The sequence below is a fragment of the Denitratisoma sp. agr-D3 genome (assembly GCF_054658675.1).
Genome location: NZ_BAAGIA010000004.1, coordinates 1 through 21,804 on the forward strand (window position 1 = coordinate 1; position 21,804 = coordinate 21,804).

A 21,804-nucleotide genomic window follows, 5' to 3' on the forward strand; every position below is an offset into this window, starting at 1 on the left:
CGCCGCAGCTGTACATCGCCGTGGGGATTTCCGGGGCGATCCAGCACTTGGCCGGGATGAAGGATTCGAAGGTGATCGTCGCCATCAACAAGGACCCGGACGCCCCCATCTTCCAGGTGGCCGACTATGGCCTGGTGGGCGATCTGTTTGACCTCGTGCCGCAATTGACCGCGGCGATCTAACGCAACGAACAGGAGAAGCGAGCAATGACCGTCTATGTCGCCCCGGTGAAGGACATGATGTTTGTGCTGGAGGAAGTGGCCGGCCTCGACGAGGTGGCTGCCCTGCCGGGTTGCGACGAGGTCGGTGCCGACCTGGTGGCCGCCGTGCTGGAAGAGGCCGGGCGCTTGGCCGAGGAGGTCATCGCTCCCCTCAACAAGACGGCGGACCAGCAAGGCGCCACCTTCGCCGACCACGCGGTGAAAACGGCGCCGGGCTTCAAGGACGCCTACCGGCAGTTCGCCGAGGGCGGTTGGGTGGGGCTGACCTGTGACCCCGACTATGGCGGCCAGGGCCTGCCCTATCTGCTCAGCATTCCCGTCAGCGAAATCTGGAACTCCGCCAGCACGGCCTTCGCCCTCTGTCCCATGCTCACCAGCGGCGCCATCGAGGCCCTGACCCATCACGCCTCCGCCGAGTTGAAGGCGATCTATCTGCCCAAGATGATCTCCGGCGAATGGACCGGCACCATGAACCTGACGGAGCCCAATGCCGGCTCCGATCTGGCGGCGGTGCGGACCAAGGCCGTGCCCAATGGTGATCATTACCTGATCAGCGGCACCAAGATCTTCATCACCTATGGCGAGCACGATTACACCGACAACATCGTCCATCTGGTGCTGGCCCGTCTGCCCGACGCACCGGCCGGGGTGAAGGGGATTTCCCTGTTCGTGGTGCCCAAGTTCCTGGTGAATGGCGATGGTTCCCTGGGCAAGCGCAACGACGCCAAGTGCGTGTCCATCGAACACAAGATGGGCATCCACGGCAGTCCCACCGCCGTCATGGCCTTCGGTGAGGAAGGCGGCGCAGTGGGTTATCTGGTGGGCGAGGCCAATCGCGGCCTGGAGTACATGTTCACCATGATGAACCACGCCCGCCTGGCGGTCGGCCTGGAGGGGGTGGGCATCGCCGAGCGCGCCTACCAGCAGGCCCTGGCCTATGCCCTGGAGCGCATCCAGGGCCGCGTGGTGGGACGTGAGGGCAATCTGCCCATCGCCTACCATCCCGACGTGCGCCGCATGTTGATGACCATGCGCGCCCAAACCGAAGCCATGCGCGCCTTGTCCTTCATCGCCGCCGCTGCCATGGACAAGGCGGGCCGCGTCGCCGACGGCGAGCAGCGCAAGATCCACCAGGCCCGCATTGATTTATTGATTCCCGTGGTCAAGGCCTGGTGCACCGAATTGGCCAACGAGGTGGCCTATGCCGGCGTGCAGGTACACGGCGGCATGGGCTTCATTGAGGAAACCGGGGCCGCCCAGCACCAACGGGACGCCCGCATCACCACCATCTACGAAGGCACCACCGGCATTCAGGCCAACGACCTGATGGGGCGCAAGGTGGCCCGGGATGGCGGTGCCGCGGCCTATGCCCTGCTGGCGGAAATGGATGCGGATGCCGCCAAGGCCGCCGGGCTGGCGTCGTTGTCCGTCCTGGGGCAGGCGCTGACGGCTGGCGTGGCCGACCTGAAGGCGGCCACGGATTGGATCGTGGCCCATTACGCCGGCGACACGCCGGGGACTTTGGTCGGTGCAGTGCACTACCTCAAGCTGTTCGGCACCGTGGCCGGTGCCTGGAGCCTGGTGCGTAGCGCCGTGGCCGCCCAGACCAAGCTGGACGGTGGTAGTGGTGACGCCGGTTTCTGCCGGCAAAAGATCGCCACGGCGAATTTCTACGCCGACCAGGTGCTGCCCTTGAGCGCTTCCTTGCTGACCATGATCCGTCGCGGTCCCGCCAGCCTGGCGGCGGCCGATGTCGCCTTGGGGTAATGGGGGCGCGCTAAGCTGATCCCGGTAAGATCGCGCTTTGCTCCTATTCTTCTTTTGTGCAAGGGAAAACCATGAATCCGCAGAACGGCTACGACATCGAGGACCTCAGCGTCGGCATGAGCGCCGAAATCGGCAAGACCATCACGGACGCGGACATCATCCTGTTCTCCGGGGTGTCCACCGACGTCAATGCGGTGCATCTGAACGAGGAATTCGCCAAGACGACGATGTTCGGCGGCCGCATCGCCCACGGCATGCTGACCGCCGGCCTGATTTCCGCCGTGCTGGGCAACCGCCTGCCGGGGCCGGGCTGCATCTACGTCAGCCAGAGCCTCAAGTTCAAGGCGCCGGTACGGCCCGGCGACACGGTGACGGCCAAGGTCACGGTGAAGGAAGTGCTGCTGGATAAGGGCCGGGTGGTACTGGACACGGTGTGCACCGTCGGCGGCAAGGTGGTCATCGAGGGCGAGGCGATGATGATGCCCACCTCCCGTAGCCGCCGCGAAGCCGGGAAATAAGCCGGACTGTTCTTGTCGCCCGTTGACGGTCGCCGTCAACGGGCGTTTTCTGGTCAACGATTCAGGGCGCGGCTTGCCGCGTATGGACCAGTTGCGTCGTGTCGAATCCCAGGGCCCGCGCCTTTTCCAGGAGTGCCTGTTGGCGCTGATCGTCCAGTTGGGGCGTGCGGGACAGCAGCCAGAGATAGCGGCGGTCCGGCGTGCCGATCAGGGAGGTGCCGTAGTCCGGTGCCAGGTCGATGATCCAGTAATCCCCCCAGACGAAGGGCAGGAAGCCCAGCCATGCCGGGGCGAAACGGACCTCCAGACGGCCCGGTTGGCTCGGCCCCTCGGCTTGTCGCGCTACCCCCTTGGCGTCGATGGTGCTGCCATCGCCCTTGCGGCAGGCATTCAGCACCTCGATCTTTCCATCCGGCAGAAGGGCGTAGGTGGCGGTGACTTCGCCGGCGCAGCGCTCTTGAAAGCGATTGGGCAAACGGAAAATTTCGAACCAGCGTCCGGCATAGCGCCCGACATCCAGTGTCGTCACGGTGGGCAGGGGATCGGCCGCCGACAGGGGCATGGCGAGACTGAGCAGGCAGAGCAGGGTGGCGATTTGTTTCATGGTGGGGGTGCGGGTGAATCGATGGCAATGGGTGGAAAGGATAGTGTGGGTCGGGATTGGCGGAAATGAAAAATTTTATTGCCGGTTTTGTTGACAGCTTTCGATGGAGCCCATAGAATGCGCGGCTCTTGAACGGCACGGTCTGCAACGCAGACGGGTCGTAACGACGAAGTCCCTATCGTCTAGAGGCCTAGGACAACACCCTTTCACGGTGTGAACCGGGGTTCGAATCCCCGTGGGGACGCCAAATAAAAACGGACACATTGATTTCAATGTGTCCGTTTTGCTTTTTGCGGTCGCCTTTTTTCATCTGCGGTGGCGATGCAAGACGGTAGCGGCGTGGCGATTGCCTGAACGGAACGGTGCTGAAAGTTCGGCCCGTGTCCGGGCCGGGGGCTAGCGGCTACTGACCCGCACTGCCGGCCAATGCGTCGGCCCAGCAGTTGGGTGTTTCGTAAAGGCGCACCCTTTCCAGGCTCAGTTGATTGCCGTAGCTGTCCCGATAAAGCGGGGCCAGGATGTCGAAGGCCAAGGCGGCGAGGTTTTCGGCGGTGGGCACGCGGTCCAGCAGGACGGTCTTATGGTCGGGCAGGGTGGCGAGGAAATCCACGATGGCATGGTCGTTCTTCCAGGCCAGGAAGGCGTGGTCCCACCGGTCCACCACATGGGTCTTGGCGATGGTTTTGACGTCACCGAAATCCATCACCATGCCGTCGGCAGGGGACTGGGTATCGCGGATGACGTTGCCGCGCAGGGTGATTTCCAAGACGTAGCGATGGCCGTGCAGGTGGCGGCATTGGCTCTGATGGTTGGGAATGCGATGGCCGGCATCGAACTCAAGGCGGCGGGTAATTTGCATGGGGCTGGGTGCTATGCTTGGGCCGCGCATTATAGCGATCACCCTTGAATCCCCTATTTTTCCCCTATCGCCATGGCCGAGACGGTTAGCCAGTCCAGTCTGCTCACGGTGGACCAGCATTCCCGCGACAGCGCCGGGATGACTTACGTTTATCCGGTGGTTTCGCGTCGGGCCGGCGGCGTGTCGGTCGGCATCAATCTCAACCCCAACAATGCCTGCAACTGGCGCTGCATCTATTGCCAGGTGCCCGACCTGAAGCGGGGCGGCCCGCCGCCCCTGGACCTGCGTCAACTCCGCGACGAGTTGACGCGACTCCTGGCCGACATTCAGCAAGGCGATTTCATGGCGCGGCGGGTGCCGCCGGAGGCGCGGCGGCTGATGGACGTGGCCTTTTCCGGCAATGGCGAGCCCACCAGTGCGGCGGAGTTCGGCTTGGCCGTCGTGGTGGTGGGAGAGGTTCTGGCGGAACGGGGCCTGGTCGGCCACCTGCCGGTACGCCTGATCACCAACGGCAGCTTGTTGGACCGGGCCGCGGTACGGGATGGCATCGCCGCCTTGGCTCGCATCGGCGGGGAGGTTTGGTTCAAGATGGATGGGGCCCGCAGCGAGGACGTGCGCCACATCAACGGCAGCCAGGCGGCGCCCGAGCGGCAGTTGGCGCGCTTATTGGCCTGTGCCGTGCGTTGCCCGACCTGGGTCCAGTCCTGTTTCTTCATGGAGGACGACGCGCCGCCGGCTGAGGAACGTATCGCCGCCTACGTGGCCATGCTGGAGCGGGTGTCCGCGGCGATTCGCGGGGTCCACCTCTACGGCTTGGCCCGGCCGTCTTTGCAACCCGGCGCCGAACGCTTGCGGGCCCTGCCGGCGGCCTGGTTCGACGCTTTGGCCGCGCGGCTCAAAGAAAAAGGGCTGACCGTAACGGTCAGCCCCTAAAAGACAACATCCTCTCTCAGGATTCGGTATCAGCCGGCCTTGCGCGCAGCCTTGGCCAGCTTCTTCAATTCTTTGAACAGGTTGGAGTCGTTGTTCTTCAGGTAGTCCACCACTTCGAAGTCATCGCGCTTGATTTTGCCGATGTCGATCTGCTCCACGTGCACCAGACGCAGCAGTTGCTGCACGGGGCGGGGCATGTTGCGGCCGCTTTCATAGCGGGAGCCGCCGCTTTGGGTGACGCCCAGCTTGGACCAGAACTGCTGCTGGTTGAGCCCCAGCTTGCGGCGGATTTCGCGGGCATCGATTTTTTCAACGGGTTTCATCGTATCTCTCCTATTACTTCAGATAAGTGTTTTGCAGTGACTAGCTAGCTGTTGGGCGACGCAATTTGGAAAACGGGTTTCCTATGTCTTCCAGGTGGAGGCGAGTATAACCGAAGTTATATGTCTTTGACTATACGGGATAGGCACATAACATACGGACACATCATTTTTCTCCCCACATGGCATAGGGGAAATGATTGGCTGAGAGCAATCGTGGTCCAGGACACGAAAAAGGCCGGATCGGGTAAAATCCCGCCTCTTTTCGCTCTAGTGATGAGTTCGATACGACAATGGCTCTGATAGTTCAGAAATACGGCGGCACGTCGATGGGTTCCCCGGATCGCATCCGCAACGTCGCCAAGCGGGTTGCCCGCTGGAAAGCCCAGGGTAACCAGGTAGTCGTGGTGGTTTCCGCCATGAGCGGTGAAACCAACCGCCTGATCGCCCTGGCCAAGGATGTTTCCCCCAGTCCCGATGCCCGGGAGCTGGACGTCATGCTCTCCACCGGCGAGCAGGTCACCATTGCCCTGCTGGCCATGGCCCTCAAGGACATCGGCGTCGATGCCAAGAGCTATACCGGAGCCCAGGTCAAGGTCCTGACCGACAGCACCTTCACCAAGGCCCGCATCCTCGACATCGAAGGCCACAACATCAAGCGCGACCTGGACAAGGGCACGGTAGTCATCGTTGCCGGTTTCCAGGGCGTGGACGAGTTCGGCAACATCACTACCCTGGGTCGCGGCGGTTCCGATACCTCCGGCGTCGCCCTGGCGGCCGCCCTGAAGGCGGACGAGTGCCAGATCTACACCGATGTGGACGGCGTCTACACCACCGATCCCCGCATCGTGCCCGAGGCCCGCAAGCTGGATCGCATCACCTTCGAGGAAATGCTGGAAATGGCCAGCCTCGGTTCCAAGGTGCTGCAAATCCGCTCGGTGGAATTCGCCGGCAAGTACAAAGTCAAGCTGCGTGTGCTCTCCAGTTTCGAGGAGGAGGGCAAGGAAACCAACGGCACGCTCATCACTCTTGAGGAAGACAAAACCATGGAACAACCCATCATCTCCGGCATTGCCTTCAACCGTGACGAAGCCAAGCTCACCGTGCTGGGCGTGCCTGACAAACCCGGCATCGCCTACCAGATCCTGGGTTCCATCGCCGATGCCAACATCGACGTGGACATGATCATCCAGAACGTCGGCCATGACGGCACGACCGATTTTTCCTTTACCGTGAATCGCGGCGAATACACCCGCGCCCTGGACATCCTGGAAAATAAGGTCAAGCCCCATGTGGGCGCCCGTGCCGTGGTCGGCGACAACAAGATCTGCAAGGTGTCGGCGGTGGGTGTGGGCATGCGTTCCCATCCTGGTGTCGCCAGCAAGATGTTCCGCTGCCTGGCCGAGGAAGGCATCAACATCCAGATGATCTCCACCTCCGAAATCAAGATCTCCGTGGTGGTGGACGAGAAGTACCTGGAATTGGCCGTGCGCGTGCTGCACAAAACCTTCGATCTCGATCAAGCGGCGGTTTAAGCCCCTTTCTTGAGTTGCTTTAATGGGGGGCGGCAGGTATCATCGCGCCCCTGTTGGAGACGTGGCCGAGTGGTCGAAGGCACTCCCCTGCTAAGGGAGCATACCCCATAAGGGTATCGGAAGTTCGAATCTTCTCGTCTCCGCCAAAAACAGGAAACCCCGCACAAGTGATGACCTGTGCGGGGTTTTCTCTTCTGGATGTCCTTGTTGTCGGACTGTCTAAAAAATCGCTATGTGGACCAATCTAATTCCCGTCGAACACGCCCCGGCCCGGGGCATGAATGTTGAGACCGTCGAACTCGCCCACGAAGACAAGCACCAACTGGAAGACCAGATCAAGGTCCAGGTGTCCCGCGGTTGGGTCGTGAAAAGCCGTTCCCATACGGCCGACGGTAGCCACACCGCCTTGCTCTTCCGCAAGAAGTCCGCCGAATAAGGCGAGTCACGGGACGGCGCCAGTCCGTCCCGATGCCCCCAGTGGGGCGGTTTCAACGCTGGAGCGTGGCCACCAGGTCGGCAAAGCGGTCCCCCTGCACGATCACGTGGGACCGCGTCCGTTCGGCCGCCAGGTCCGCATCCCCCATCAGCACGGCATCCACGATGCCGCTGTGTTCCCCATAGGAAGTGTTCATGCGATTGCGCACCCGCAATTGCAGCCGTCGATATGGCCTGAGCCGGCGGTGAAGTTGTGCCGCCTGTTCCGCCAGAAATTGATTGTGGCTGGCGGCATAAAGACACAGATGGAAGTCCTCGTTCAATTGGTAGTAGGCGTCGGGATCGTTGCGGTCCCGGGCCTCTTCGCAATTGCGATGCGCGGCCTTCAATTGCTCCTGTTCCTCCGGGCGGATCCGTCGCGCCGCGAGGCGGGCGCACATGGCTTCCAGTTCGGCCATCACCTCGAACATCTCGCATAGCCGCTGGGGCGGAATGTCGCAGACCACGGCACCGCGCCGGGGGCGGATTTCCACCAGGCCGGCGGCCTCCAGTTGGATCAAGGCTTCCCGGATCGGCGTGCGGGACACGCCGAACTGGTTGGACAACTCGGTCTCATCCAGTCGCGTCCCGGGCGGATAGCTGCCGGTGGCGATCATTTCCTCGATCTGGTCGCGCAGTTGTTCCGAGAGACGGCCGCTCGGCACGGGGGTGGGGTCGTTCATGGCGTTGCCTCCCGCAATAACATGAAAATATTATACAAGAAAACTTGACATCTAATATTTATGGCGTAATCTCGTATACAAGATTACCTCATAAAAATACATATGACGGGAAAGAGGTGACCCGGCGGGTAGTCGATCCAAGGTGTTTTCCCTGGTTAAGGAGGAGGTTCCCCATGAAGTTCGATCGTCGTACTTTCCTGTTGAGCATGGCCGCCGCACCGGCCGTCACATTGCTGGGCCGCGACGCCAACGCGGCTGCGGCCACCAGTCTCAAGATTTCCCACCAATTTCCTGGCGGTACCCTGACCGAAGGGGACTTCCGCGACCGTCTCTGCCGCAAGTTCGCGGCGGAACTGGAAAAACGCAGCAATGGCGCCCTTGGCGGCACGGTTTACCCCGGCTCTTCGCTGATGAAGACCAATGCCCAGTTCAGCGCCATCCGCAAGGGCGCCCTGGACATGACCCTGATCCCCCTTTCCTACGGCGGCGGCGAAGTACCGGAAGTGAACATCGGCCTGATGCCCGGCGTCGTCACCTCCTATGAGCAGGGCGCCGCCTGGCGCAACGGTGAAGTGGGCAAGGTGCTGTCGGGCATCCTCGCCGACAAGGGCATGTACGTGGTGAGTTGGATCTGGCAGGCCGGTGGCGTCGCCAGCCGGGCCAAGCCGATCATTGAACCGGAGGATGCCAAAGGCCTCAAGGTGCGCGGCGGCAGCCGGGAGATGGACATGGTGCTGAAGCAGGCCGGGGCAGCCGTGTTGTCCCTGCCGTCCAACGAAATCTACGCCGCCATGCAGACCGGCGCTTTGGATGCGGCCATGACTTCCTCCACCAGCCTGATCTCCTTCCGTTTGGAAGAGGTCGCCAAGCACCTGACCACGGGGCGGGGCAAAACTTATTGGTTCATGCTGGAGCCTCTGCTGATTTCCCGTCAGATCTTCGACGGACTGCCCAAGGCCCAGCAGGACCTGATCATGACCATCGGCGCCGAAATGGAGAAGTTCGCCATGGAGGCCGCCAAGGGCGACGACGTGGAGGTTGCCAAGATCTATCAGAAGGCCGGCGCCAAGGCTTACGACATGAGCGACGCCACGGTGAAGAAATGGCAGGCCATCGCACGGGAAACCGCCTGGAAGGATTACGCGGCCAAGAACGACAACTGTGCCCGTATCCTCAAACTGGTGGAGAAAATGCTGTGAGCCACGGCTTCGAACTCAACCCCGGCGGCGGCCAGCCGCCGCTCGCCTTGCCCAAGGCTCTGACGCCGGTGGATTGGCTGCTGCGCTGGGTGAACCGGGCGGTGATGGGCACTTCCATGCTGGCCTTGTTGGTGGCTTCGGCCATCCTCACCGCCAGCGTGTTCCTGCGCTACTTCCTGCACGTGCCCACCGATTGGCAGGACGAGGCCGCCGTGTTCCTGCTGGTGGGGGCCACCTTCCTCTGCGGTGCCCACGTTCAGGCCCAGCGCGGCCACGTGGGCATCGAGGCGGTGTCGTCCCTGCTGCCCGACGGCGTCAATCGGCTGCGCAGGACGTTTTGCGATTTGGCCTCCTTCGCCTTCTGCACCTTTTTTTCCTGGAAGTCCTGGACCCTGTTCCATGAGGCTTATGTGGACGGCCAGACCACGTCATCCTCCTGGGCGCCTCCCCTGGCCATTCCCTATGGGCTGATGGCGACGGGCATGAGCCTGCTCGCCCTTCAACTGCTGTTGCAATTCGTGGCTGGCTGCACGGCCAAGGGAGGACAAAAATGAGCGCAACCCTGATCGGCTGGCTCTACGGCCTGGGCACCCTGCTGCTGATGTTTTCCGGCATGCCCATCGCCTTCGCCCTGGGCGCCATCGCCGTGGTCTTCATGTTCTTTTTCATGCCCGGCTCCGCCCTGGATACCGTGACCCAGAACGTGTACGAGGAAATGGCTAGCATCACTCTGCTATCCATTCCCTTGTTCATTCTCAAGGGCGCGGCCATCGGCAAATCCAAGGCGGGGGAGGATCTTTACTCGGCGATCCACGCCTGGATGCACAAGATCCCCGGCGGCCTCGGCATCGCCAACGTGTTTGCCTGTGCCCTGTTCGCCGCCATGGCCGGCTCCAGCCCCGCCACTTGCTCCGCCATCGGCAGTTCCGGCATCCCCGCCATGCGGGCCCGGGGCTATTCGCCGGGCTTCGCCGCGGGACTGATCGCCGCCGGCGGCACCCTGGGCATTTTGCTGCCGCCGTCCATCACCATGATCCTGTTCGCCGTGGCGGCGGAGCAATCCCTGGGCCGCCTGTTCCTCGCTGGCGTCGGGCCGGGCTTGCTGCTGGTGGGCCTGTTCGCTGGCTATGCGGTGTGGCGCTACCGCTACGAGTACAACGTGGCCCTGGACGTGTTTTCCCGCTCCGGCGTCAAGTCCGCCTACCTGGACGAAATGAAGTACACCCTGCGCGACAAGACCCGCATGCTGCCCAGGGTACTGCCCTTCGTCATCCTCCTGATCGGCGTCATGGTGGCCCTCTACGGCGGTTACGCGACGCCCTCGGAAACCGCCGGCCTGGGCGGCGTGCTGGCCCTGGTACTGATCGCCACCATCTACCGCATGTGGCGTCCGTCGGAAATCAAGCCCATCCTGGCCTCCACCCTGAAGGAGTCCACCATGCTGATGTTCATCATCGGCATGTCCTTGCTGTACTCCTACGTGATGAGCTATCTGCACATCAGCCAGTCCACGGCGGAGTGGATCGTCGCCCTGCAATTGTCCAAGTGGTTGCTGCTGGTGACCATCCTGCTGATGGTGATCGTCCTCGGTTTCTTCCTGCCGCCGGTGTCCATCATCCTCATGACCGCGCCCATCATTCTGCCGCCCCTCAAGGCCGCCGGTTTCGACCTGATCTGGTTCGGCGTGGTGATGACCGTGGTCATGGAAATGGGGCTGATCCATCCCCCGGTGGGCCTCAACATCTTCGTCATCAAGAACGTGGCGCCGGACATTCCCCTCAAGGACGTGATCTGGGGCGTCATGCCCTTCGTCGGCCTGATGGCCCTGGCCGTGCTGCTGTTGTGCCTGTTCCCCGGCATCGCCACCGGCCTGCCGGACATGCTGATGGGAGGCAAGTGACGCCATGGGTGCCAACGACATCAATCCTCAGGACTGGGACCACCTGGCCCGCAACCGGGCCGAGCGTCTGTCCCGGGTGTCGGCCCTGGCGCTGGCTCGGGGCCGCCGGGTGGCGGCGGAGGACATCACCGCGCTGTTGGAAACCTTGATCGAACCCGGCGACCGGGTGTGCATCGAGGGCAACAACCAGAAGCAGGCCGACTTCCTCGCCCGGGCCCTGGTGCAGACCGATCCGCAAAAGGTGCGCGAGCTGCATCTGGTGCAGTCGGTGCTGGCCTTGCCCGAGCATGTGGACCTGATCGAGCGCGGGCAGGTGAGCCGCATCGACTTCTCCTTTTCCGGTCCCCAGGCCGGACGGCTGGCGCGCATGGTGGAGTCCAAGCGCATCACCATCGGCGCGATCCATACCTACCTGGAACTCTTCTCCCGCTACTTCGTGGACCTGACGCCGCGCATCGCCCTGGTGGCGGCCCAGGCGGCAGACCGGGAGGGCAATCTCTACACCGGCCCCAATACCGAGGACACGCCGGCCATCGTCGAGGCCACCGCCTTCAAGGGGGGCATCGTCATCGCCCAGGTGAACGAGGTGATGGACAAGCTGCCCCGGGTGGATATTCCCGCCGATTGGGTGAACTTCTACGTGGAGGCGCCCACGCCCCATTACGTCGAGCCCTTGTTCACCCGCGATCCGGCCCAGATCACCGAGACCCAGGTGCTGATGGCCATGATCGCCATCAAGGGGCTCTACGCCGAATACGGCATCACCCGGCTCAACCACGGCATCGGCTTCGATACCGCCGCCATCGAGCTGCTGCTGCCCACCTACGGCGAGGAGTTGGGCCTGAAGGGGAAGATCTGCACCCACTGGGCGCTCAATCCCCATCCCACCCTGATTCCCGCCATCGAGGCGGGGTGGGTGCAGTCGGTCCATTGCTTCGGCTCCGAGGTGGGCATGGAGCGCTACGTTTCCGCCCGGCCCGACGTCTTCTTCATCGGCGCCGACGGCAATCTGCGTTCCAACCGGGCCTTCAGCCAGGCCGCCGGCCATTACGCCTGCGACCTGTTCATCGGCTCCACCTTGCAGATCGACTTGCAGGGCAACAGCTCCACCGCCACCAAGGGCCGTATCGCCGGTTTCGGCGGCGCACCCAACATGGGCTCCGACCCCCGTGGTCGCCGCCATGCCTCCCCCACCTGGCTCAAGGCCGGACAGGAAGCGCGCCGCCATGGTGGCATGCCCCGTGGTCAGAAGCTGGTAGTGCAGACGGTGGAAACCTTCCGCGAGCACATGGCGCCGGCTTTCGTCGAGCGTCTTGATGCCTGGGACCTGGCCGAGAGCGTGGGCATGGACCTGCCGCCGGTGATGATCTACGGCGAGGACCTGACCCACATCATCACCGAGGAGGGCATCGCCAACCTGCTGTTGTGCGACAGCGCCGAGGAGCGGGAGCAGGCCATTCGCGGCGTGGCGGGCTACACCCCGGTGGGGCTGGCGCGGGACAAGCGGATGGTGGAAAACCTGCGGGACCGGGGTGTAATCCGCCGTCCCGAGGACCTGGGCATCGACAAGCGCCGGGCCACCCGCGACCTGCTGGCCGCCCGCAATATCAAGGAACTGGTGCAGGCCTCGGGCTATCTCTACGACCCGCCGCAGCGGTTCCGCAACTGGTGAGGATTGCATCATGGAAAGTTTTGAATTGATTCTTTCTGCCAAGGGACCGTTCCCCGTGGCGGCATTGCCCACCCTGCGCGGCGTGGTGTCCTCGGGCAACCTGGAAGTGTTGCTGGAGCCGGGCCAGACCCCGGACCGTTGCGCCATCACGGTCAATACCTCGGCCCACGGCTTTCGCACCATCTGGGAAGCGGTGCTCCAGGACTTCGCCGAACGCCATCCGGTGGGCGGCCTGCGCCTGTCCATCAACGACGCCGGGGCGACGCCGGCGGTGGTGAGCCTGCGCCTCGACCAGGCCTTCGACGCTTGCCGGAGCGCCCAATCATGAGCAGCGCCATCATGAGCACAGCGACCAAGCGCCGCATCAGCTACTACGAGGCCGAGGCCCGCCAGCGGGTGGCGGGGCTGGTGGACGAAGGCAGCTTCATCGAGTTCTGTCCTCCCGACCAACGCCTGACCAGCCCCCATCTCGCACGTCTCGACGCGCCCCTGGCCTTCGACGACGGCGTGGTGGTGGGCAGCGCCCGGCTCGGCGGGCAGACCGTTTTCATCGCCGCCCAGGAGGGCCAGTTCAACGGCGGTTCCGTCGGCGAAGTGCATGGCGCCAAGATTCGTGGCCTGCTGCTGCGGGCCGTCAAGGAAAAACCCGCCGCCGTCCTGCTGCTGGTGGATTCGGGCGGCGTGCGCCTGCACGAGGCCAACGCCGGCCTGATCGCCATTTCCGAAATCATGCGGGCGGTGCTTGCCGTGCGCGCCGTCGGCGTGCCGGTGTTCGCCTTGGTGGGCGGTTCCTGCGGCGCCTTTGGCGGCATGGGCATCGTCACCCGTTTGTGCGACCGGGTGATCATGTCCGAGGAAGGGCGCCTGGGGCTGTCCGGCCCCGAGGTGATCGAGACGGTAAAGGGCGTGGACGAATTCGATTCCCGCGACCGGGCCCTGGTCTGGCGCGTCACCGGCGGCAAGGAACGCTGCGCCCTGGGCGAGGCGGACCGGCTGGTGGACGATGACATGACGGCTTTCCGTGATGCCGTCGTGGCCCTGTTGCCGACAGCCGCTTCCCGCAATGGCGAATGCCTGACCCAGTTGTGGACCGCCCAGGCACGCCTGACGGCCCGGGCCGAACAATTCGCCGAAGCCCGGGACGGTCTGGAAATCTGGCACGCACGGGGGTTTGCTGAACCGAAAGGAGTGCCCACGTTGACCGCCGATCAATTCAACCGCCAATTGGCAGAGCGGACGCAAGGGGAGGTCGCCGCATGAGTGCGCAGAACATATTCGACCGACTGTTCGGCAGCGGTAATCACCGGGTCAGCGTGGACGGCCATTTCGTCCAAGGGGCGGCCCAGGTCGCCGGGGGCGACGTCGCCGTGATCGGCACCTGGGACAAGGCCGCCGTGGATGGCGCCCTGGCCCTGCGCATCGCCGATGCCATCCTGACGGTGGTGGAGGGGGACGAGGGGCGGACCAAGCGTCCCATCGTCTTCATCGCCGACACCCAGGGCCAGGCCCTGTCCCGTCATGAGGAGTTGTTGGGCCTCAACGGCTACTTCGCCCACATCGCCCGCTGCGTGGACCTGGCCCGGCGCCAGGGCCACCGCACCGTGACCGTGGTGCACGGCGAAGCGGTGAGCGGCGGCTTTCTTTCCTTCGGTCTCCTGGCTGATCAGGTGTTCGCTCTGCCCGAGGCCCAGGTGCGGGTCATGGACCTGCGCGCCATGGCCCGGGTGACCAAGATCCCCCTGGAAAAACTGGAGACCCTGGCCCAGGAGTCGCCCGTCTTTGCCCCAGGCGCCGAGAACTATTGGCGCATGGGGGCCCTGGAGGCCATCTGGTCCGAGACCGATCCCTGGCCGCAACGCCTGCAAGAAGCCCTGGCTCAGCAGGCGGGCGACGATGTGCGGGCGGCGCGGGGCTTGCAGCGGGGCGGCCGATTGCTGGCGGCGACCGTGGCGGAACGTATCGGCGCCGCGTGATGGCATTGCCCCGACGCCACGATCTGGTCTGGCTGGACCCGGACGCTCCCCGCACGGTGTGGGGCGCCGCGCCCGAGGTGGTGGCCGACTGGATCGCCGCGGGCTTGCCCTTCGTCGCGGCACGGCGGGAGGGCGGCCGGCAGGATCAATTGCGGCTGGGTTTCACTCGGCCCGGTCTTGGGCCGCGCCACCGGGTGACGGTGACGGCCCCCGTCGCCGCCCTGGAGCGTCAGGGCGACGCGCCCACTTTGTCGTCCTTGTTGCCCAGGCTACCCGCGAATTGGCAGCCGGCCTTGGCTGATCTCGACGTCGCCCTGAAAGCGGTGGATTGCGTGGCGCGCTTGTTCGGCTCCGCCGTCACCCATTGCCTGACTGGGCAAGCTACCCTGCGGGCGGACAGCGATCTGGATTTGCTGCTGGATTGTGTTGATGGCGAACAGGTGGCTGCGGTGCTGTCCATCCTGGCCGCCGCGGATGTCGTGGCCGGGCTGCCCCGGCTCGACGGCGAGATCCGTTTCCCTAGCGGCTGGGCCGTGTCCTGGCGGGAACTGGCCCAGGTCTGGCCGGTAAGCGAGGTTTCAACTGAGGTCCCAACGGAGGCTCAAGTGTTGGCCAAGGCCGATCAGGCCCTGGCCTTGATGCGGGTGGCCGATCTGATCGGTGAACCATGTCCCGCCTGAACGACCATTGCGCGGCATTGCTGTTGCATGCCCCGGTCCTGGGACAGGGGAGCGGTTTCGCCGAGGGCATCGACCGGCTCTGTCTCGACGCCCTGCACCGGGAAATCATGTCCTGGCCCAAGCCGGGGCTGGTGACGCCCCGGGATTCGGGCAGCCACAGCGATATGGATGTGAATACCTTCCTCGCCAGCATTGCTGCCTTGACGGGCAGCTTCGCCGCCATGGTCGATGCCGGTGGCGCCGATGCCGAGTTCTGTGACTTGCAGTCCATCGGCATCGACGCCGAGGCGGTCATGTTGGCGGCCACCGGCGGTGTGAACACCCATCGTGGGGCCATTTTCAATTTGGGTTTGCTGGCGGCGGCGGCCGGTTTGCGTCGGGAGAATCCGGCCTGGTCCGGCCTGGGCCTGGGCGAGATCGTGGCCCGCCGTTGGGGCGAGGCGATCCTGGCATCCCGCCCCGTTGGAACGGGTCGCTCCCACGGCGAGCGGGTGTTCTCCAGCCACGGCGTGGGCGGCGCACGGGCCGAGGCGGCAGCGGGATTCCCCACCGTTTATGGTGCCGCCTTGCCCTGTCTGCACGGCCTGTTGGCCCAGGGCGCGGACCAGGAGCGGGCCTTGGTGGGCGCGTTGCTGGCCCTGATGGCACGGGTGGAGGACAGCAACCTGGTCTGGCGCGGCGGTGGGGCCGGGCTCGAATACGTCTGGCGGCGTGCCGCGACTTTCAATGCCGACGGCGGCGTGATGCAGCACGATTGGCGTGAGCAGTTGCAGGATTTTCATGATGCCCTGGTGGCGCGCCGTTTGAGCCCCGGCGGCAGCGCCGACCTGACGGCGGTGGCGTGGCTGCTGCATGTGCTGGAGCCGGAGCGTTAGCCATGCGCCTGGTGGTGCTCTGTTCCGGCCAGGCCGGGCAACGGGCGGGCATGCTTGACCGCCTGTTGGGGCAGGCCGATGCCCATGGCGTCCTGGCTGCCGCCAGCGGCGTGCTGGGCGAGGATGTTGCCACCTGGTGGCATCGGCTGACGGAGCGGGACATTTTTGCCAACGCCAATGCCCAGTTCGCCATTGCCCTGTATCAGGTGGCCCGCTGGCAGGCCGTGGCATCCCGCTTGCCGACGCCTTGCCGCGTGGCGGGGTATTCCCTGGGCGAGTTGATCGCCTGGCATGTGGCCGGCGCCCTGGATGTGGCGGAAACCTTGCGCCTGGCCGCCTTGCGGGGACGCTTGATGGACGCCGCCGCGCCCGAGGGCGGTGACAACGGTTGTCTCCTACTTTGGCGCGGGCGGACGCCCACCGCCCTGGCGGCGCAACGAGACCGGGCCCTGGCGGAACTGGGCCTAGAGATGGCGATTTATCGCAACGATGAGGAGTTGGTGATCGGTGGCCCGGCGTCGACCGTGGATCGTTTCCTGGCGCTGCCCGACGGTTTCGGCGAGCACTGCCTGCGCCTGCCGGTGACCTTGCCGTCCCATACGTCCTGGCTCAAGGGGGCCGTGGCTCCCTGGGCCGAAGCGCTGGGCAATTCTTCTTTGACCCAGGCCCGGATTCCCGTGGTGGCGGGCATCGACGCTTCCCTCGTGCAGGGCCGGGAGCAGGCCATCAACGCCCTGTCCCGCCAGGTGGCGCAAGCCCTGCGCTGGGACTGGATCGTCGAGGACCTGGCCGGCCTGCGCGCCGACGTTTATCTGGAACTGGGGCCGGGCAACGATTTGTCCAAGCAGTTGCAAGCTCTGCTGCCGGACGCCCGCAGCCGCTCGGCGGAAGAGTTCTCCTCCGCCGAGGCGCTGGTGGATTGGGTGAATGCCTAGCCGGCCCTGGCCGACATCCCCTCCGTTTCGCGTCGCTTACTTCTTGATCCGCTCCAGTTGGACCACGGTGGCTTCGCCGTTGATTTCCTCCAGAACGACCCGCAGCTTGGTGGCGGGTTTCAGGTCCGCCAACCAGGTCGTGTCCCGCACCGGGAAAACCATGGTCATGGCGCCCATGCCCAGATTGGGGATGGGGCCGTGGGAGATCATGATGCGACCGCCGGCCACGTCCACCTTGCGCACGATGGCGTCCACCCAGGGCTGGGCATCCGCCGCCGGCTCGGCGTTTGTGGTTGAGGTGGCAGCGGTGGCAGAGGTGGCGTGATGGCTTTCGTGTCCGCCATCCTGAACCGGCTCAGCGTAAACAGTTGTCGTGCCGAGCAGGAGGGCGGCGATGAGAAGGGATTTGAGGTGCATGGATTTCATCTTGGTACCTTTCTATTGTCGATGTCGGGTCAGAACCAGAAGCGAAGGCCGGCGACCCAGCGGGTTTCCTTGCGGGGCTTGCCGTCGGCCGCGGCCATGTCGCCGCTCTTGCCCCACTTGTCGCTGCGCTCCACGCCCAGATAGGGGGCGAACTGGCGGGAAAATTCGTAGCGTAGGCGTAGGCCCAGGGCGCTATCGCTCAGGCCGTGGCCGATTTCCCGCCTCGGGTCGTCCTTGCCATAGGCGTTGAACTCCAGGCGCGGTTGCAGGATCAGGCGCTGGGTCAACAGCAGTTCGTACTCGGCCGAGAAACGCAGTGCCGTGCGGCCGTTGTCGCCGACGTAGGCCGTGGCATCCACCTCGAACCAGTAGGGCGCCAGGCCCTGGACGCCGAAGGCCAGCCAGCTCCGGCCCGGGCCGCTGCCGCCGTCCCGGCGCAGGCCGGCTTGCAGGTCCCAGTAGGGGGCAAAGGCGTGACCCCAGAGCAGTTCGTTGCGGCTGTCGTGCAGCTTGCCCCCTTCGTATTCACCCTCGGCCTTGATCACCAGCCGGTCGAAGTCGCGGCCGAACCAGGCCTGGGCGTCGTAGCGGGTGGCGTTGCCCTGGTGGCTGTGGCTGCGTTCTAGGCGGTCCACCAGCAGGGATCCGAAGTTGGCCTCGTCGGCGAGTTTCAAGGTGCGCGGGCCGGGCAGGGCGTAGGCGCCGCTATCCAGGATGTAGCCGTCGGCGTAGGCGTGGGGATCGCGGGCATCGGGCGGCGCCGTGCCGCCGGAGGCGTCGGACATGTCGTGCACCATGTCCATGCCGGTGTTGCCGGCCTCGGCCTGGGCTGTGGTGGCGAAGGCGGATAGCGCAAGGAGGAGTGCGGCGGTCAGTGTCTTGTTCATGATCATTCTCCTCAGGCCACGACGACTTCGCGGAACATGCCCGCGTCCATGTGCAGCATCAGGTGGCAGTGCCAGGCCCAGCGCCCCACGGTGTCGGCACTGACGCGGAAGGTGATCTGCTGGGCCGGTTGTAGGGGCAGGGTGTGGCGGCGCACCTGGTACTTGCCCTCGGGGCTTTCCAGTTCCGACCAGAAGCCGTGCATGTGCATGGGGTGGGTCATCATGGTGTCGTTGTGCAGCACCACCCGCAGTCTTTCACCGTGCTTGAAATGGACCGGGGTGGAGTCGCCGAAGGCGAGACCGTCCATGGACCAGGCGTAGCGCTCCATGTTGCCGGTGAGATGCAGTTCGATTTCCCGTTCCGGTTCCCGCGCATCCTCCGGTGCGGCGAGGCTGTGCTGGTCGGCCAGGGTCAGCACGCGGCGACCGTTGTCGCGCAGACCGATGCCCGGGTCGTCCAGGTTGATGCGGGGCACGTCCACCCGCATGTCGGTGCTCGGCCCGTACTCGCTGCGGGCGTGGTTCACCGCCCGTTCGGTGCCTTGGCCGCCCATCATCGCCCCCATCATGTCGTCCATGGTGAGCCATTGGACCGGGTCCAGGGCCGGCACCGGCGCGCTCAACCCTTCCTTCACCGCCAGGGTCGCCCGGGCGTAGCCGCTGCGGTCCATGGTCTGGGCGAACAGGGTGTAGGCGTCGTCCACGGGCGTCACCAGGGCGTCGTAGGTCTCGCCGGGACCGATGCGGAATTCGTCCACCGTCACCGGCTCGATGTCGCCGCCGTCGGCCTGGACCATGGTCAGCTTGAGGCCGGGAATGCGCACGTCGTAGAAGGTGTGGGCAGCGCCGTTGATGAAGCGCAAGCGCACCTTCTCGCCGGGCTTGAACAGACCGGTCCAGTTGCCGTTTTCGCCATGGGGCGTCTTGCCGTTGACCAGATAGCTCAGGGTCGCGGCGGACAGGTCGGCCAGGTCCGTGGGATTCATGCGCATCTGGTGCCACATGCGGCGTTTGGCGATGGCTTGGCGCCAGCCGTGGTCCATCACGTCGCGCAGGAAGTCCGGCGCCGTGGGCCGGTGGTAGTTGTAGTAGTCGCTCTGTGCCTTGAGCTTGGCGTAGACCCGCATCGGGTCCTCGTCGGTCCAGTCGCCCAGGTGCACGATGTGCTCCCGGTCGGCGCGGATGCGTTCCCCTCCGGCCGGCTCGATCACGATGGCGCCGTAAAGGCCCAGCAGTTCCTGCATGCCGGAGTGGCCGTGGTACCAGTAGGTGCCGCTTTGGCGCACGGTGAAGCGGTAGGTGAAGGTTGTTCCGGGGGGAATGCCGGCGAAGCTGATGCCGGGTACCCCGTCCATCTCATAGGGCAGCTTGATGCCGTGCCAGTGGATGGAGGTGTCTTCCCGCAGCCGGTTGGTGACGTGGAGGGTGACGGTGTCGCCTTCCTTCCAGCGCAGGGTGGGGCCGGGAAAGCAGCCGTTCACCGTGGTGGCGAGGCGCGGCTGGCCGGTGAAGTTCACCAGGGTTTCGGCGATCGTCAGGTGGAACTCGCGGCCGCGCAATTCAGGCGCGGTGCCGGTGCTGCTGCGGGGTGCCGAGGCTGGGTCGAGGCCGTGGTCCATGGCGCCATGGGCAAGTCCCAGGCGTGGCAAGGAGAGCAGCAGGCCGCCAGCGGCGAGTCCCTGGACGAAATGGCGGCGGCTTGGGTCGGGTATGAGCAATGGGGCCGTGGCCGAGGGGTGGTCGGCCTGGCGGCGAGTGGGTGCGGACATGTGTGTAACCTCGTCTGGGCGCCGTTCCCGTCATGGGAGGGCGCGGGTAATCCATGGGAAGGGCGCGACCGAGAACGGCGCGCGCCGGATGGGATCAGGCGAGGAAGGGTCTGGGCGGCCGTTCGAGGCCGTCCGGTTGGTAACCGATGAAGCGGGAGACGGTGGCGACCGGATGGTCGGCGCGGGGCAGGGCCGGGGTTGTCAGCGTCATGCTGGCCGGCAGGGAAAAGGCGTAGCAGGCGGCGCAGGCGGCCTTATGTTTGTCCTGTTTGTCGGGCGAGCCGTGGTGCTGGTGATCCTGCGCGAACGAATGGTCATGTTGCGCCATCACGGCATGGTGGTCGTGGTGATCGTGGTGCTGTTCAACAGGAACGCTGGCCAGGGGGGCGGTAACCCCATGATGTTCGCCGCCGCAAATACCCATGGTCACCGCCGCCAGGCCCTGCAAGGGCAGGGCGATGGCCACGAGGATCAGCAGCAGTTGGCGAACGAGGGCTTTCATGGGGTCAGCGGGTGGCGTTGATGCATTCCTTGATCAGGTCGGGACCGCGATAGATGAGGCCCGAGTATAGCTGCACAAGGCTGGCGCCGGCATCGAGCTTGGCCTTGGCCTTGGCGCCGTCGGTGATGCCGCCGGCGGCGATGATGGGCAACTCCCCCGCCAGTTTGGTGGCCAGGGCGCGGACCACCGCCGTGGATTTTTCATAGACCGGCGCCCCCGATAGGCCGCCGGTTTCCTCGGCGTGGGGCAGGCCTTCCACACCGTCCCGGGAGAGGGTGGTGTTGGTGGCGATCACCGCATCGATACGGTGGCGGCGCAGGGCGTCAGCGATATTGGTGATCTGGGCCTCGTCCAGGTCCGGTGCAATCTTGAGGGCCATCGGCACGTAACGGCCATGCTGGTCGGCTAGGGCGGTCTGGCGGGCCTTGAGGCTGCCGAGCAGGGCATCCAGTTCCGACTCGCCTTGCAACTGGCGCAGGTTCTTGGTGTTGGGGCTGGAGATGTTCACCGTCACGTAGCTGGCGGCGGTGTAAACCTTGTCCAGGCAGATCAGGTAGTCGTCCACCGCCTTTTCGATGGGGGTGTCGGCGTTCTTGCCGATGTTGATGCCCAGCACGCCCTTGAAGCCGGCGGCCTTGACGTTGTCCAAGAGGGCATCCACGCCGTGGTTGTTGAAGCCCATGCGATTGATGATGCCCTGCTTCACGGGAATGCGGAACAGGCGGGGCTTGGGGTTGCCTGGCTGGGGGCGGGGAGTGACGGTGCCGATTTCGACAAAGCCGAAGCCGAGACGGCCCCAGCCGTTGATGGCTTCGCCGTTCTTGTCGAGGCCGGCGGCCAGGCCGACCCGGTTGGGAAAGTGGAGGCCCATGACCTCGATGCCTTGGTTGGCGAAAGTGGCGGGCGGCATCAGGCCGCCGAGCCGCTTCATGCTGGCGATGGTGAGTTCGTGGGCGGTTTCTGCGTCCAGGGAAAAGAGGACGGGCTTGATTAGGCAGTAGGGAAGCATGGCGGGATTTTAATCCAGCGATGCTTCCCTTCGGGAAGAGAAACACGCCCTCGCGGACTCCCT

25 protein-coding genes and 2 tRNA genes are annotated in these 21,804 nt (G+C 64.8%); 18 read left to right on the plus strand and 9 right to left on the minus strand.

What is annotated here, in order from left to right; genetic code table 11:
• From ACYQ2U_RS11760 to ACYQ2U_RS11770, 3 genes are all read left to right on the plus strand, one after another.
• Positions 1-182 (plus strand): electron transfer flavoprotein subunit alpha/FixB family protein (locus tag ACYQ2U_RS11760; RefSeq protein ID WP_459948281.1); only part of this gene is annotated, 182 nt, incomplete at its 5' end.
• Between the two features lie 24 nt (positions 183-206).
• Positions 207-1,988 (plus strand): acyl-CoA dehydrogenase, encoded by a 1,782-nt coding sequence (locus tag ACYQ2U_RS11765; RefSeq protein WP_459950572.1) that lies wholly within the window; start codon positions 207-209, stop codon positions 1,986-1,988.
• A gap of 71 nt (positions 1,989-2,059) precedes the next feature.
• On the plus strand, positions 2,060-2,506 hold the full coding sequence (locus ACYQ2U_RS11770; RefSeq protein WP_459950573.1) for a MaoC family dehydratase: 447 nt from the start codon (positions 2,060-2,062) through the stop codon (positions 2,504-2,506).
• A gap of 61 nt (positions 2,507-2,567) precedes the next feature.
• Here ACYQ2U_RS11770 and ACYQ2U_RS11775 read toward each other — a convergent pair whose 3' ends face one another.
• Complete coding sequence (locus ACYQ2U_RS11775; protein ID WP_459950574.1) at positions 2,568-3,110, minus strand: lipocalin family protein; 543 nt, start codon at positions 3,108-3,110, stop codon at positions 2,568-2,570.
• Positions 3,111-3,281: 171 nt separating this feature from the next.
• On the opposite strand from ACYQ2U_RS11775, the gene ACYQ2U_RS11780 reads away from it, so the two are divergent.
• Positions 3,282-3,357 (plus strand) — tRNA-Glu (locus ACYQ2U_RS11780).
• A gap of 156 nt (positions 3,358-3,513) precedes the next feature.
• On the opposite strand, the gene queD is transcribed toward ACYQ2U_RS11780, so the two are convergent.
• Positions 3,514-3,969: a 6-carboxytetrahydropterin synthase QueD gene (gene queD / locus ACYQ2U_RS11785; RefSeq protein ID WP_459950575.1), complete on the minus strand. Its 456-nt coding sequence runs from the start codon at positions 3,967-3,969 to the stop codon at positions 3,514-3,516.
• A 72-nt stretch (positions 3,970-4,041) separates the two neighbouring features.
• On the opposite strand from queD, the gene ACYQ2U_RS11790 reads away from it, so the two are divergent.
• The gene (locus ACYQ2U_RS11790) at positions 4,042-4,902 is read left to right on the plus strand and encodes a radical SAM protein (RefSeq protein ID WP_459950576.1); all 861 of its coding nucleotides are present in this window, start codon (positions 4,042-4,044) and stop codon (positions 4,900-4,902) included.
• Between the two features lie 29 nt (positions 4,903-4,931).
• On the opposite strand, the gene ACYQ2U_RS11795 is transcribed toward ACYQ2U_RS11790, so the two are convergent.
• Complete coding sequence (locus ACYQ2U_RS11795) at positions 4,932-5,225, minus strand: helix-turn-helix domain-containing protein (protein ID WP_459950577.1); 294 nt, start codon at positions 5,223-5,225, stop codon at positions 4,932-4,934.
• Positions 5,226-5,515: 290 nt separating this feature from the next.
• On the opposite strand from ACYQ2U_RS11795, the gene ACYQ2U_RS11800 reads away from it, so the two are divergent.
• The 3 genes from ACYQ2U_RS11800 to ACYQ2U_RS11810 all read left to right on the plus strand — a co-directional run bounded on the left by ACYQ2U_RS11800 (position 5,516) and on the right by ACYQ2U_RS11810 (position 7,193).
• Entirely contained in the window at positions 5,516-6,757 is a 1,242-nt protein-coding gene (locus ACYQ2U_RS11800; RefSeq protein ID WP_459950578.1) for an aspartate kinase, read from the plus strand.
• Positions 6,758-6,812: 55 nt separating this feature from the next.
• Positions 6,813-6,903: transfer RNA gene (locus ACYQ2U_RS11805), tRNA-Ser, on the plus strand.
• 86 nt (positions 6,904-6,989) lie between these two features.
• Positions 6,990-7,193: a hypothetical protein gene (locus ACYQ2U_RS11810; RefSeq protein ID WP_459950579.1), complete on the plus strand. Its 204-nt coding sequence runs from the start codon at positions 6,990-6,992 to the stop codon at positions 7,191-7,193.
• Between the two features lie 52 nt (positions 7,194-7,245).
• Here ACYQ2U_RS11810 and ACYQ2U_RS11815 read toward each other — a convergent pair whose 3' ends face one another.
• Positions 7,246-7,914 (minus strand): GntR family transcriptional regulator, encoded by a 669-nt coding sequence (locus ACYQ2U_RS11815; protein ID WP_459950580.1) that lies wholly within the window; start codon positions 7,912-7,914, stop codon positions 7,246-7,248.
• Between the two features lie 173 nt (positions 7,915-8,087).
• Between ACYQ2U_RS11815 and dctP the strand changes: the two genes are divergently transcribed.
• Genes dctP through ACYQ2U_RS11865 form a run of 10 tightly spaced genes read left to right on the plus strand, consistent with a single transcriptional unit; the run spans position 8,088 to position 17,148 of the window.
• Positions 8,088-9,113 carry a TRAP transporter substrate-binding protein DctP gene (dctP, locus tag ACYQ2U_RS11820; protein ID WP_459950581.1) on the plus strand — a complete coding sequence of 342 codons (1,026 nt, stop codon included), beginning with the start codon at positions 8,088-8,090 and terminating at the stop codon, positions 9,111-9,113.
• Positions 9,110-9,667: a TRAP transporter small permease gene (locus ACYQ2U_RS11825; RefSeq protein WP_459950582.1), complete on the plus strand. Its 558-nt coding sequence runs from the start codon at positions 9,110-9,112 to the stop codon at positions 9,665-9,667. The genes dctP and ACYQ2U_RS11825 overlap by 4 nt, the downstream gene beginning before the upstream one ends.
• Positions 9,664-11,013, plus strand: coding sequence for a TRAP transporter large permease (locus ACYQ2U_RS11830; RefSeq protein ID WP_459950583.1), 1,350 nt, complete (start codon positions 9,664-9,666; stop codon positions 11,011-11,013). The genes ACYQ2U_RS11825 and ACYQ2U_RS11830 overlap by 4 nt, the downstream gene beginning before the upstream one ends.
• Before the next feature lie 4 nt (positions 11,014-11,017).
• A complete protein-coding gene (gene mdcA, locus ACYQ2U_RS11835) occupies positions 11,018-12,685 on the plus strand; it encodes a malonate decarboxylase subunit alpha (RefSeq protein ID WP_459950584.1) in 1,668 nt (555 codons plus the stop codon).
• A 10-nt stretch (positions 12,686-12,695) separates the two neighbouring features.
• The gene (gene mdcC / locus ACYQ2U_RS11840) at positions 12,696-13,013 is read left to right on the plus strand and encodes a malonate decarboxylase acyl carrier protein (RefSeq protein ID WP_459950585.1); all 318 of its coding nucleotides are present in this window, start codon (positions 12,696-12,698) and stop codon (positions 13,011-13,013) included.
• Positions 13,010-13,945, plus strand: coding sequence for a biotin-independent malonate decarboxylase subunit beta (locus tag ACYQ2U_RS11845; RefSeq protein ID WP_459950586.1), 936 nt, complete (start codon positions 13,010-13,012; stop codon positions 13,943-13,945). Before mdcC ends, ACYQ2U_RS11845 begins: the two co-directional genes overlap by 4 nt.
• The gene (gene mdcE / locus ACYQ2U_RS11850) at positions 13,942-14,658 is read left to right on the plus strand and encodes a biotin-independent malonate decarboxylase subunit gamma (protein ID WP_459950587.1); all 717 of its coding nucleotides are present in this window, start codon (positions 13,942-13,944) and stop codon (positions 14,656-14,658) included. The genes ACYQ2U_RS11845 and mdcE overlap by 4 nt, the downstream gene beginning before the upstream one ends.
• On the plus strand, positions 14,658-15,338 hold the full coding sequence (gene mdcG, locus ACYQ2U_RS11855; RefSeq protein ID WP_459950588.1) for a malonate decarboxylase holo-[acyl-carrier-protein] synthase: 681 nt from the start codon (positions 14,658-14,660) through the stop codon (positions 15,336-15,338). The genes mdcE and mdcG overlap by 1 nt, the downstream gene beginning before the upstream one ends.
• A complete protein-coding gene (gene mdcB, locus ACYQ2U_RS11860) occupies positions 15,326-16,213 on the plus strand; it encodes a triphosphoribosyl-dephospho-CoA synthase MdcB (RefSeq protein ID WP_459950589.1) in 888 nt (295 codons plus the stop codon). Before mdcG ends, mdcB begins: the two co-directional genes overlap by 13 nt.
• Positions 16,214-16,215: 2 nt before the next feature.
• Positions 16,216-17,148 (plus strand): ACP S-malonyltransferase, encoded by a 933-nt coding sequence (locus ACYQ2U_RS11865; RefSeq protein WP_459950590.1) that lies wholly within the window; start codon positions 16,216-16,218, stop codon positions 17,146-17,148.
• A 36-nt stretch (positions 17,149-17,184) separates the two neighbouring features.
• Here the strand turns inward: ACYQ2U_RS11865 and ACYQ2U_RS11870 are convergent, their stop codons facing one another.
• The 5 genes from ACYQ2U_RS11870 to ACYQ2U_RS11890 all read right to left on the minus strand — a co-directional run bounded on the left by ACYQ2U_RS11870 (position 17,185) and on the right by ACYQ2U_RS11890 (position 21,741).
• Complete coding sequence (locus ACYQ2U_RS11870; RefSeq protein WP_459950591.1) at positions 17,185-17,574, minus strand: copper-binding protein; 390 nt, start codon at positions 17,572-17,574, stop codon at positions 17,185-17,187.
• Positions 17,575-17,603: 29 nt separating this feature from the next.
• On the minus strand, positions 17,604-18,461 hold the full coding sequence (locus ACYQ2U_RS11875; RefSeq protein ID WP_459950592.1) for a copper resistance protein B: 858 nt from the start codon (positions 18,459-18,461) through the stop codon (positions 17,604-17,606).
• 11 nt (positions 18,462-18,472) lie between these two features.
• Positions 18,473-20,230 (minus strand): copper resistance system multicopper oxidase, encoded by a 1,758-nt coding sequence (locus ACYQ2U_RS11880; protein WP_459950593.1) that lies wholly within the window; start codon positions 20,228-20,230, stop codon positions 18,473-18,475.
• Between the two features lie 94 nt (positions 20,231-20,324).
• A complete protein-coding gene (locus ACYQ2U_RS11885) occupies positions 20,325-20,732 on the minus strand; it encodes a hypothetical protein (protein WP_459950594.1) in 408 nt (135 codons plus the stop codon).
• Positions 20,733-20,736: 4 nt separating this feature from the next.
• Complete coding sequence (locus tag ACYQ2U_RS11890) at positions 20,737-21,741, minus strand: quinone-dependent dihydroorotate dehydrogenase (RefSeq protein ID WP_459950595.1); 1,005 nt, start codon at positions 21,739-21,741, stop codon at positions 20,737-20,739.
• Positions 21,742-21,804: the final 63 nt, after the last annotated feature.

Bases quoted from the DNA above. Each gene is read 5' to 3' on its own strand.
- queD (WP_459950575.1), bottom strand. From the start codon at position 3,969: ATGCAAATTACCCGCCGCCTTGAGTTCGATGCCGGCCATCGCATTCCC.
- mdcG (WP_459950588.1), top strand. From the start codon at position 14,658: ATGGCATTGCCCCGACGCCACGATCTGGTCTGGCTGGACCCGGACGCT.
- ACYQ2U_RS11845 (WP_459950586.1), top strand. From the start codon at position 13,010: ATGAGCAGCGCCATCATGAGCACAGCGACCAAGCGCCGCATCAGCTAC.
- ACYQ2U_RS11765 (WP_459950572.1), top strand. From the start codon at position 207: ATGACCGTCTATGTCGCCCCGGTGAAGGACATGATGTTTGTGCTGGAG.
- ACYQ2U_RS11880 (WP_459950593.1), bottom strand. From the start codon at position 20,230: ATGTCCGCACCCACTCGCCGCCAGGCCGACCACCCCTCGGCCACGGCC.
- ACYQ2U_RS11790 (WP_459950576.1), top strand. From the start codon at position 4,042: ATGGCCGAGACGGTTAGCCAGTCCAGTCTGCTCACGGTGGACCAGCAT.
- ACYQ2U_RS11775 (WP_459950574.1), bottom strand. From the start codon at position 3,110: ATGAAACAAATCGCCACCCTGCTCTGCCTGCTCAGTCTCGCCATGCCC.
- mdcB (WP_459950589.1), top strand. From the start codon at position 15,326: ATGTCCCGCCTGAACGACCATTGCGCGGCATTGCTGTTGCATGCCCCG.
- ACYQ2U_RS11810 (WP_459950579.1), top strand. From the start codon at position 6,990: ATGTGGACCAATCTAATTCCCGTCGAACACGCCCCGGCCCGGGGCATG.
- ACYQ2U_RS11865 (WP_459950590.1), top strand. From the start codon at position 16,216: ATGCGCCTGGTGGTGCTCTGTTCCGGCCAGGCCGGGCAACGGGCGGGC.
- ACYQ2U_RS11795 (WP_459950577.1), bottom strand. From the start codon at position 5,225: ATGAAACCCGTTGAAAAAATCGATGCCCGCGAAATCCGCCGCAAGCTG.
- ACYQ2U_RS11770 (WP_459950573.1), top strand. From the start codon at position 2,060: ATGAATCCGCAGAACGGCTACGACATCGAGGACCTCAGCGTCGGCATG.
- ACYQ2U_RS11830 (WP_459950583.1), top strand. From the start codon at position 9,664: ATGAGCGCAACCCTGATCGGCTGGCTCTACGGCCTGGGCACCCTGCTG.
- ACYQ2U_RS11885 (WP_459950594.1), bottom strand. From the start codon at position 20,732: ATGAAAGCCCTCGTTCGCCAACTGCTGCTGATCCTCGTGGCCATCGCC.
- ACYQ2U_RS11815 (WP_459950580.1), bottom strand. From the start codon at position 7,914: ATGAACGACCCCACCCCCGTGCCGAGCGGCCGTCTCTCGGAACAACTG.
- dctP (WP_459950581.1), top strand. From the start codon at position 8,088: ATGAAGTTCGATCGTCGTACTTTCCTGTTGAGCATGGCCGCCGCACCG.
- mdcE (WP_459950587.1), top strand. From the start codon at position 13,942: ATGAGTGCGCAGAACATATTCGACCGACTGTTCGGCAGCGGTAATCAC.
- ACYQ2U_RS11870 (WP_459950591.1), bottom strand. From the start codon at position 17,574: ATGAAATCCATGCACCTCAAATCCCTTCTCATCGCCGCCCTCCTGCTC.
- mdcC (WP_459950585.1), top strand. From the start codon at position 12,696: ATGGAAAGTTTTGAATTGATTCTTTCTGCCAAGGGACCGTTCCCCGTG.
- ACYQ2U_RS11800 (WP_459950578.1), top strand. From the start codon at position 5,516: ATGGCTCTGATAGTTCAGAAATACGGCGGCACGTCGATGGGTTCCCCG.
- ACYQ2U_RS11890 (WP_459950595.1), bottom strand. From the start codon at position 21,741: ATGCTTCCCTACTGCCTAATCAAGCCCGTCCTCTTTTCCCTGGACGCA.
- ACYQ2U_RS11875 (WP_459950592.1), bottom strand. From the start codon at position 18,461: ATGAACAAGACACTGACCGCCGCACTCCTCCTTGCGCTATCCGCCTTC.
- mdcA (WP_459950584.1), top strand. From the start codon at position 11,018: ATGGGTGCCAACGACATCAATCCTCAGGACTGGGACCACCTGGCCCGC.